This window comes from Paenisporosarcina sp. TG-14 (assembly GCF_000297555.1).
Lineage (GTDB): Bacteria > Bacillota > Bacilli > Bacillales_A > Planococcaceae > Paenisporosarcina > Paenisporosarcina antarctica.
Window position 1 is genome coordinate 1 of the sequence record NZ_AMGD01000013.1, and the last position, 10446, is coordinate 10446.

A 10446-nucleotide genomic window follows, 5' to 3' on the forward strand; every position below is an offset into this window, starting at 1 on the left:
GGAGCTAGACAACACTGAAAAGCATAGAAGCCCACTCAAGCTCATCACCGGCGCTGGAAGCAAGGTTTCCTTTGCGACGAGTAACCGCAGGAGCAGGTTTCCTTTGCGACGAGTAACCGCAGGAGCAAACGAATCGAAAACTCGTTTTCTTCGATAACGGAAGGAAGGCTAAATGCCCGACATCGTGTCGGAACGCCGTCATGACCAACGTCGTGTGGCCCAAGCTTAGGTGTGAGCTGGGCTTCGGAGCTAGCGCATAATTAATTTGATAAATTTGTGAATTCTAAGTATAATAAGATTAAATAGAAAAGGGAGTCGTTGTGCTCCCTTTTTATTTAATGTTTTGTCGAGCGAGCGTTCAGTCAATGTCGATTCGTAGCTAGAATTGTCAAATTACAACGTCAACTCGAATATTTACAACTAGAGCATAGATAAATACAACTAAACAGCTTAAAATTACAACTAGAGCATAACAATCATTCTATCAACACAACTTATATCGAACACACTCATTTGGTTTAATTCTTGATAACAGAAAACTGAAAGCGTATACAAAAACAAGGGGGAAATAATTATGACAAGAACAGTTATTTTAGATGGAGCACGTACAGCATTTGGGAAAATGGGAGGAGCAATGGCTTCACTTACAGCGAGCGATTTAGGTGGCGTTGCCATTAAAGAAGCGTTACACCGCGCAGGCGTTGCACCAGATTCAGTAGATGAAGTCATTATGGGATCAGTTCTTCAAGCAGGACAAGGACAAATTCCATCTCGTCAAGCTGCTACAAAAGCAGGAATTCCTTGGGGTGTCAAAACAGAAACGATTAACAAAGTATGTGCATCTGGAATGCGCGCAGTTACGTTAGGTGATCAACTCATTCGATTAGGTGAAGAACAAACAATCGTTGCGGGTGGCATGGAGTCCATGTCAAATGCACCGTATTACTTACCTAAAGGTCGATTCGGTTTACGCATGGGCGATGCACAAATGATTGATGGCATGATTTATGATGGTCTATCTTGTTCATTCGATCCAAAGCATGTACACATGGGCACATATGGTAACTTAACAGCTGAGAAATTCGAGTTGTCACGAGAAGCACAAGATGCATGGTCATTACGTAGCCATGACTTAGCGTTAAAAGCAATTGACAACGGGACGTTTGCTGAAGAAATTACACCAGTCGAAATTCCTCAACGTAAAGGTGAAGCAATCATATTTGACCAAGATGAAGGTCCACGTCGTGGGTCGTCTTTAGAGTCACTTTCAAAATTAAAACCAGCATTTGGTAAAGAAGGTACAATTACAGCGGGTAACGCACCTGGTGTTAATGATGGAGCTGCAGCACTAGTGTTAATGAGTGAAGAAAAAGCCAATGCGGAAGGTAAAACGCCTCTAGCTTATATTATTGGACACGCGGAAGTAGCTATTGAACCAGAAAACTTCCCACAAACACCTGGCCTTGTTATTAATTCGATTTTAGAAAAAACAGGCAAATCATTAGAAGAAATCGATTTATTTGAAATCAACGAAGCGTTTGCTGCTGTTGCTTTAGCATCTGCACAAATTGCCAACTTAGATAAAGAAAAAGTAAATGTAAACGGTGGAGCTGTTGCACTTGGTCACCCAATTGGGGCAAGTGGAGCGCGCGTAATCTTAACATTAGCTTATGAATTAAAACGTCGAGGTGGCGGAATTGGAATTGCAGCTATTTGTTCTGGTGGCGGACAAGGCGATGCAGTTATGATCGAAGTTCCTAAAGCTTAAACAGAAAAGCTAGATAGATTAGAAAGCGTAAATTAGAGGGGGACATTATAGTTGGATATTCAAAAAGTACTCGTAATTGGAGCAGGTCAAATGGGTTCAGGTATTGCACAAGTATGTGCACAAGCTGGATTTGATGTGAAATTAAATGACATGAAAGAAGAGTTTTTCCAACGTGGTTTGGCAAATATCACGAAAAATTTATCTCGTAACGTAGAAAAAGGACGTATGACGGAAGATGAAAAAACTCAAGTATTATCACGTATTACAAAATCACTTGATCTAAATGACGCATCTGATGTTGATTTAGTTATTGAAGCAGCAGTTGAGAACATGGAAATTAAACAGAAGATTTTCAAACAACTTGATGAAATAACGCCAAAACATGCGATTTTAGCTTCAAACACATCTTCATTACCAATTACTGAAATTGCCGCTTCAACTAAGCGTCCAGAACAAGTTATCGGCATGCACTTTATGAATCCGGTACCAGTAATGAAACTGGTTGAAATCATTCGCGGGCTAGCAACTACTGATGAAGTGTACAAATCGATTGAAGACATGACCAAAAAAGTAGGTAAAGTCCCGGTAGAAGTTAATGACTTTCCAGGATTCGTTTCAAACCGTATCCTAATGCCGATGATTAACGAAGCAATTTACACATTGTACGAAGGTGTAGCGACAAAAGAAGCAATCGATGATGTCATGAAACTTGGGATGAATCATCCAATGGGACCTCTACAATTAGCTGACTTTATCGGTCTTGATACTTGTTTATATATTATGGAAATCTTGCATGAAGGCTTTGGCGACAGTAAGTATCGCCCATGTCCGTTACTACGTAAATATGTAAAAGCTGGCTGGTTAGGTAAGAAAACAGGACGCGGCTTTTATATGTACGAATAGGAGAATGAAAAATGGAACTGAAATTTACTGAAGAACAATTAATGATGCGCACGATGGTACGAGACTTTGCAAAAACGGAAATCGAGCCAAACATTGAAAAAATGGAAAAAGGCGAATTTCCACGTGAAATAGTAAAAAAAATGGGTGAGCTTGGCTTAATGGGCATCACGATTCCTGAAAAGTACGGCGGATCTGAAATGGACTATATGAGCTACGTCATCGCAATTCACGAATTATCAAAAGTGAGCGCTGTCGTGGGGGTCATTTTGTCAGTTCATACATCTGTTGGAACAAATCCTATTTTGTACTTCGGTAATGAACAACAAAAACAAAAATATGTTACAAAATTAGCTTCTGGAGAATATTTAGGTGCATTCTGTCTAACTGAACCATCTGCTGGTTCAGATGCAGGATCTATGAAGTCAAAAGCAGTTAAAGACGGGGACCACTATAAAATAAACGGTTCGAAAGTTTTTATCACTAATGGTGGAGAAGCACAAGTCTATATTGTTTTTGCTACGACAGACCCTTCAAAAGGCTCAAGAGGTGTATCAGCTTTCATCGTAGATAAAGATACTCCTGGCTTCATTATTGGTAAAGATGAACGCAAAATGGGCTTACATGGGTCACGTACTGTTCAGTTAACGTTCGAAGATATGATGGTGCCTGCTGAAAATTTATTAGGTGAAGAAGGCGAAGGATTCAAAATTGCATTAGCCAACTTAGATGTTGGACGAATTGGTATTGCTGCACAATCTTTAGGAATTGCTGAAGCGGCTTATGAAGCAGCGGTAGCCTACGCAAAAGAACGAGTACAATTCGGCAAACCAATATCAGTGCAACAAGGCATTGGATTTAAATTAGCAGACATGGCTACAGCTGTTGAAGCATCACGGTTATTAGTATATCAAGCAGCAGATTTACGTACGCGTGGTCTAGCTTGTGGAAAAGAAGCATCAATGGCAAAACTATTTGCTTCAAAAACAGCAGTAGAAACGTCAATCGAAGCGGTTCAAGTATTCGGTGGGTACGGTTACACTGAAGATTATCCAGTAGAACGTTATTTCCGTGACGCAAAAGTAATGGAAATTTATGAAGGTACATCTGAAATTCAACGTATAGTCATTAGCAAACATTTACTTAAATAGGAGTCGATTATAGACTAGAGTCGCTCCAGGTGGACGCTTTCCAGGGGGCAAGCATCAAGCCGCTTCCTTCGTGACACTCAGTCCAGGGTCTTGATTAGCTTGCTAATCCCCTAGGAGTCGCCACCTTCCGCTAGCTTATATAAATAATGGTAAGTAACTAACTAGTACAATGAGATTCAACGTATTGGTATTGGCCAGCAAGTGCTGAAATAAGAGTCTTATATAGATTAGCGTCGCTCCAGGTGGACGCTTTCCAGGGGGCAAGCATCAAGCCGCTTCCTTCGCTCCGCTTAGTCCAGGGTCTTGATTAGCTTGCTAATCCCCTAGGAGTCGCCACCTTCCGCGAGCTTAAACTGATAATTATTGCGGTGAAATTTCGCATTGTAATATAGTGTTTTATTAACGGAAATTTATGAAGGTACATCTGAAATTCAACGTATAGTAATCGGCTAACACTTACTTAAATAGCTCAGTTAAAATAATGTGTTGATTTCAGCCGCCTTTCACTACAATCAATTAAATGAGTTAAGATCAACAATTTAATAAGAGTCTAATTAAATTGTATATGTCATCGTTCATTGTAGATTTTTAATTTATAGATATGGAGCAAAACAGCGGAGACTCCTGTGGGAAAGCGAGACAGCCGAGACCTTGGCTCGGCGCTCGCCCGCGGAAAGCGCAGCTGTTTTGCGGAATATTAACACTATTATTTAACAGAGCCAAAAACTAAAAAGGGTGGAATAAAAAATGAACTTTAAACTATCAGAAGAACATGAAATGATTCGCAAAATGGTTCGCGATTTCGCGACAAAAGAAGTAGCTCCAACAGCTGCAGAACGTGACGAAGAAGAGCGCTTTGACCGTGACATTTTCGATAAAATGGCGGAACTAGGATTAACAGGAATTCCTTGGCCTGAAGAATACGGTGGAATTGGTTCAGATTACTTGGCTTACTGTATCGCAGTTGAAGAATTATCACGTGTTTGTGCATCAACAGGTGTAACTCTTTCAGCTCACACATCTTTAGCTGGATGGCCGATCTTCAAATACGGCAATGAAGAACAAAAACAAAAATATCTTCGTCCAATGGCAGAAGGTAAAAAAATTGGTGGATACGGCTTAACAGAAGCAAGTTCAGGTTCTGACGCAGGTGGCATGAAAACAACTGCAAAACTTGATGGTGACCACTATATAGTAAACGGTTCTAAGATCTTTATTACAAACGGCGGTATTGCCGACATTTATGTGGTATTTGCTGTAACTGATCCAACTTCAAAACATAAAGGGACAAGCGCATTCATCGTGGAAGCTGACTTCGAAGGCTTCTCAGTTGGTAAGAAAGAAAGAAAACTCGGTATTCGTTCTTCACCAACAACTGAAATCATATTTGATAACTGTCGCATTCCAAAAGAAAACTTACTTGGCGAAGAAGGCGAAGGATTCCTTATCGCAATGAAAACGCTAGATGGCGGTCGTAACGGCATCGCAGCACAAGCTGTCGGGATTGCTCAAGGGGCACTTGACGCATCAGTTGAGTACGCGAAAGAACGCGTTCAATTTGGTAAACCAATCGTCGCTAACCAAGGAATTTCATTTAAATTAGCTGATATGGCAACGTCAATCGAAGCATCGCGCTTACTGACTTACCAAGCAGCTTGGTTAGAATCAAACGGACTTTCTTACGGTAAAGAATCAGCAATGGCAAAATTAATGGCTGGAGATACAGCGATGAAAGTAACAGTGGACGCTGTTCAAGTATTCGGTGGCTATGGTTATACAAAAGACTACCCAGTAGAACGTTACATGCGCGACGCAAAAATTACACAAATTTACGAGGGTACACAAGAGATTCAACGCCTTGTAATCTCTCGAATGATTACGAAGTAAATGAAGAAGAACGTGGTGAAAGTCAAACGCGAAGTTGAGTCGTCCGTAAAAGATGAAAGCCTTATATCTAAACGTCGGAATCAAATGATCCGTGGGGCTGTCGCGCTCTTTAAAGAAAAAGGCTTTCATCGAACTACAACACGAGAAATAGCAAAAGAAGCGGGCTTTAGCATAGGTACACTATATGAATATATTCGCACGAAAGAAGACGTCCTGTACTTAGTATGTGACAGCATTTATGAAGAGGTGTTGGAACGTTTATCAGCACTTCCGACACAAGCTGGCACGCTAGAAGGACTGAAGATAGCCATTCGACACTATTACTTGCTCGTTGATGAAATGCAAGATGAGTTCATCGTTATGTATCAAGAGTCAAAATCCTTATCTAAAGATGAACTTAATTATGTATTAAATAAAGAGCTAGAAATGGTGGCTATCTTTGAAAATATTCTTCATGCTTGTCGAAAATCAGGTGAATGTAAATTGTCTGAAGATGCCGTAAAACTAGCGGCACACCATTTAGTCGTACAAGGCCAGATGTGGGCGTTTAGACGTTGGGGACTTCATCATGATATAAAAATTGAAGAATTTATCAAAGTGCAAACAACATTTTTCTTACAAGGGATACAAGGAAATGGAGGGAAAGCATGACAACTACAGTAGAAATTTATCGTCCAACTAATCACGTACGTTTTGTTACGGCTTCAAGCCTTTTTGATGGGCATGATGCGTCTATAAACATTATGCGTCGCATTTTACAATCAACGGGTGCAGAGGTTATACATTTAGGCCATAACCGGTCAGTAGAAGAAGTCGTGAATGCGGCAATTCAAGAAGATGCACACGGCATTGCTATTTCTTCTTATCAAGGTGGTCACGTTGAATACTTTAAATACATGTATGATTTATTAGCTGAACGTGGAGCTCCACACATCCGTATTTACGGTGGTGGTGGTGGTGTAATCATTCCAAAAGAAATTAAAGATCTACATGACTACGGAATTGCATGGATTTTTTCACCAGATGACGGTCGTACTTTTGGCCTTCAAGGCATGATTAATCGCATGGTTGAAGACTGTGATATCGCAATTAATACAAAAAATGCAGTTGATCAATTGACTCACGCGGATACCGACCATCCTGAAGTGTTAGCGCACCTAATTACGGTCGCTGAAGATGGGGTCAACAACGAAAATGCAGATGCGAAAAAGTTAGTTGAAAAAGCACGTGAACTTTCAAAAGGAACACCCGTACTTGGAATCACTGGTACAGGTGGAGCTGGGAAATCTTCTTTAACTGATGAATTAATTCGTCGCTTCTTATCGGAATTAGGAGATAAAAAAGTAGCCGTTATATCGATTGACCCTACGAAGCAAAAAACAGGTGGAGCATTACTTGGAGACCGTATTCGTATGAATGCAATTTTCAATAAACGTGTCTTTATGCGCAGCCTAGCAACACGTGGCTCTCGTACTGAATTATCAGGTGCACTTAGCGACGTGCTAGACGTAGTGAGAGTAGCTGGATTCGACTTAATCATCGTGGAAACGAGCGGGATCGGTCAAGGAGATGCAGAAATCGCGAACGTAGCAGACGTTTCAATGTATGTTATGACAAGTGAATTCGGAGCGCCTTCACAGTTAGAAAAAATTGACATGATTGATTATGCTGACTTAATTGTCATTAATAAATACGAACGCAAAGGTTCTGAAGATGCACTTCGTCAAGTACAAAAACAATTCCAACGCAGCCGCGGATTATGGAATGAGAGCATAGATACTATGCCTGTTTATGGAACGATTGCAAGCCAGTTTAACGATATAGGGACAAACTCTTTATTCGCAGCATTAGTTTCACGTGTAAATGAGATTTGCAAAACAGACTGGGAAACATCGTATGAGCAATTTATAAAAACACAAAAACAAAACGTGATCATTCCAAATGATCGCCGCTACTACTTGCGTGAAATTACAGATGCCGTTCGTGGTTACCATAAAAAGTCTGATCAACAAGTAGACTTCGCTCGCCGTTTGTTCCAACTTCAAGGTGCCATTGAAATGGTCAACGAAAAAGCACCAAATGATGCATTAGTTGAATCGTTAACTTCCCTAGCACAAGGCGTGCGTGACGAATTAACTGCGGAATCAAAACGCATTTTAGACAATTGGAAAGAGTTAAAAGAAGCGTATGCAGGTGATGAATTTGTCACTAAAGCACGCGATAAAGAAATCCGCACGATTTTACGTACGGAAAGTTTAAGTGGCCTGAAAATTCCACGAGTGGTATTGCCTAAATTTGTCGATTTTGGTGAAATCCTTCGCTGGGTGTATAAAGAAAACGTGCCAGGTTCATTCCCATACACAGCAGGCGTATTCCCATTCAAGCGTGAAGGGGAAGATCCAAAACGTCAATTCGCAGGAGAAGGAACACCTGAGCGCACAAATCGACGTTTCCATTATTTATCGAAAGATGACGATGCAAAACGTTTATCAACAGCATTCGACTCTGTAACTTTATATGGCGAAGATCCACATACTCGTCCAGATATTTTCGGGAAAGTTGGAGAATCAGGCGTTAGTATTTGTACACTTGATGACATGAAGAAATTGTATAACGGCTTTGATTTATGTGCTGCTGCTACATCAGTATCCATGACAATTAATGGTCCAGCGCCAATCATTTTGGCGATGTTTATGAACACAGCAATTGATCAACAAGTTAAACAAAACGAAGAAAAATTAGGTCGAACATTGACAGTTGAAGAATTCACAGAAGTACGCGTAAACACACTTCAAGTTGTACGTGGAACTGTTCAAGCGGATATTTTAAAAGAAGACCAAGGACAAAATACATGTATTTTCTCTACGGAATTCGCACTTCGCATGATGGGTGATATTCAACAATACTTTATCGATTCTAAAGTGCGTAACTATTATTCAGTTTCGATTTCCGGCTACCATATTGCTGAAGCGGGTGCGAATCCAATCTCGCAATTAGCCTTCACTTTATCAAATGGTTTCACATACGTTGAGTACTATTTAAGCCGTGGAATGAACATTGATGATTTTGCACCAAATCTATCATTCTTCTTCTCGAATGGTTTAGATCCAGAGTACACAGTAATCGGTCGTGTAGCACGTCGTATTTGGGCAGTTGTCATGCGTGACAAATACGGTGCAAATGATCGCAGTCAAAAGCTTAAGTATCACGTTCAAACGTCAGGTCGAAGCTTGCATGCGCAAGAAATCGATTTTAACGATATTCGCACAACACTACAAGCATTGATGGCGCTACAAGATAACTGTAACTCGCTTCACACAAATGCATACGATGAAGCCATTACAACTCCGACCGAAGAATCTGTTCGTCGTGCAATGGCCATTCAAATGATTATTACAAAAGAACATGGCTTAACTAAAAATGAAAACCCACTTCAAGGTGCGTTCATTATTGAAGAAATGACGGACTTAGTTGAAGAAGCGGTACTTTCAGAATTCGATCGTATTGACGACCGTGGTGGAGTACTTGGCGCTATGGAAACTCAGTATCAACGTGGTAAAATCCAAGAAGAATCTATGCATTATGAGATGTTGAAACATACGGGTGAATTACCGATTATTGGTGTAAACACGTATTTGAATCCAAATCCACCATCTTCAGATGATATTGATAACATGGAAATTGCACGTGCAACAAGTGAAGAAAAAGAAACGCAAATTCGTAATTTACTGGCATTCCAAGAACGCCATTCTGCAGATTCACAAGCAGCTTTAGATCGTTTGAAAGAAGTAGCAGTATCTGGAGGCAACATCTTTGAACAACTGATGGACACAGTAAAAGTGGCATCACTTGGTCAAATCACCAACGCTCTATATTCTGTCGGCGGACAATATCGTCGTAATATGTAATAGCTTGCAGCTTAAGCGATCCGACTTTGTCGGATCGCTTTTTCGTGGTTTGTCCCAAATGATTGATATCTCACTTCTTTTGCGAGTTGCCTCGACAGTGTCAACTCGATTGCTATTGCATTCACTATGGTTTCAGGTTCGCTTTAAATGGCAAAGCTGCTGCACCATAACCTCTAGAGTTAAAAGACGTTTGTTCCATTTATTACGTGTTGTGTCACTATTGAAAGAGGCTGTCAAAATTCGCCTCATGAACCAAGTTGACTAGCTAATGAACCAGTCCTTTTCGATTTCTTCTTTCAAACAGTAGCGTAGCGTAAACAAAACCATTCAAGTCCACCCGGAAACAGCGTGTAAAACCTTGTAATTCTGTAGCATTCCATTATTCAAAAACTTGATTTGTACTGTCGGATGCCTCCGCTAGCTTATTTGGGGGGGATAACGATATACAAACTTCTATAATTTAACTATTACAACGTGAACCGCGATTTTTACAACGTGGGGTTCAATTTTTACAACGTCACCGTCGAAAATTACAACGTGACAGCCCATAATTACAACTGAGTCATCGTTCACCACTAGAACCATCTCTATTTGAATGTACAATCCTTGATAACAAGCAAATAGTAGTCGGAATTTCATCTTCGGCTGCCCATTTCCATAAAGTAAGTGCCTATTTCCTAGTAATCCAAATCCAAAAACCTATGCACGAGAAGGTTGAAGGCGATTTACGGACGCACACCCGCCGCAAGATTGCCATAAAGATAGAAGAAATGCGATGTGACAACGTCACATCGCATTTCTATTTATTCCCTAGGTTATGATGCAGCAGATT

Annotated in this window: 7 protein-coding genes; 6 read left to right on the forward strand and 1 reads right to left on the reverse strand. The window is 40.5% G+C overall.

The features are described from left to right. Positions 1-574 precede the first annotated feature (574 nt). The 6 genes from C406_RS0104970 to icmF all read left to right on the forward strand — a co-directional run bounded on the left by C406_RS0104970 (position 575) and on the right by icmF (position 9614). Positions 575-1768 (forward strand): acetyl-CoA C-acetyltransferase, encoded by a 1194-nt coding sequence (locus C406_RS0104970; RefSeq protein WP_017379493.1) that lies wholly within the window; start codon positions 575-577, stop codon positions 1766-1768. Between the two features lie 51 nt (positions 1769-1819). Further along, positions 1820-2671 (forward strand): 3-hydroxybutyryl-CoA dehydrogenase, encoded by an 852-nt coding sequence (locus C406_RS0104975; RefSeq protein WP_017379494.1) that lies wholly within the window; start codon positions 1820-1822, stop codon positions 2669-2671. An 11-nt stretch (positions 2672-2682) separates the two neighbouring features. Then, positions 2683-3819 carry an acyl-CoA dehydrogenase gene (locus tag C406_RS0104980; protein ID WP_017379495.1) on the forward strand — a complete coding sequence of 379 codons (1137 nt, stop codon included), beginning with the start codon at positions 2683-2685 and terminating at the stop codon, positions 3817-3819. 747 nt (positions 3820-4566) lie between these two features. Beyond that, positions 4567-5706 (forward strand): acyl-CoA dehydrogenase, encoded by a 1140-nt coding sequence (locus tag C406_RS0104990; RefSeq protein WP_017379497.1) that lies wholly within the window; start codon positions 4567-4569, stop codon positions 5704-5706. Further along, on the forward strand, positions 5707-6357 hold the full coding sequence (locus C406_RS0104995; protein ID WP_026045612.1) for a TetR/AcrR family transcriptional regulator: 651 nt from the start codon (positions 5707-5709) through the stop codon (positions 6355-6357). It begins immediately after the preceding gene. Next, positions 6354-9614, forward strand: coding sequence for a fused isobutyryl-CoA mutase/GTPase IcmF (icmF, locus tag C406_RS0105000; protein ID WP_017379499.1), 3261 nt, complete (start codon positions 6354-6356; stop codon positions 9612-9614). The genes C406_RS0104995 and icmF overlap by 4 nt, the downstream gene beginning before the upstream one ends. 453 nt (positions 9615-10067) lie before the next feature. On the opposite strand, the gene C406_RS0105005 is transcribed toward icmF, so the two are convergent. After that, positions 10068-10253 carry a hypothetical protein gene (locus tag C406_RS0105005; RefSeq protein ID WP_017379500.1) on the reverse strand — a complete coding sequence of 62 codons (186 nt, stop codon included), beginning with the start codon at positions 10251-10253 and terminating at the stop codon, positions 10068-10070. Positions 10254-10446: the final 193 nt, after the last annotated feature.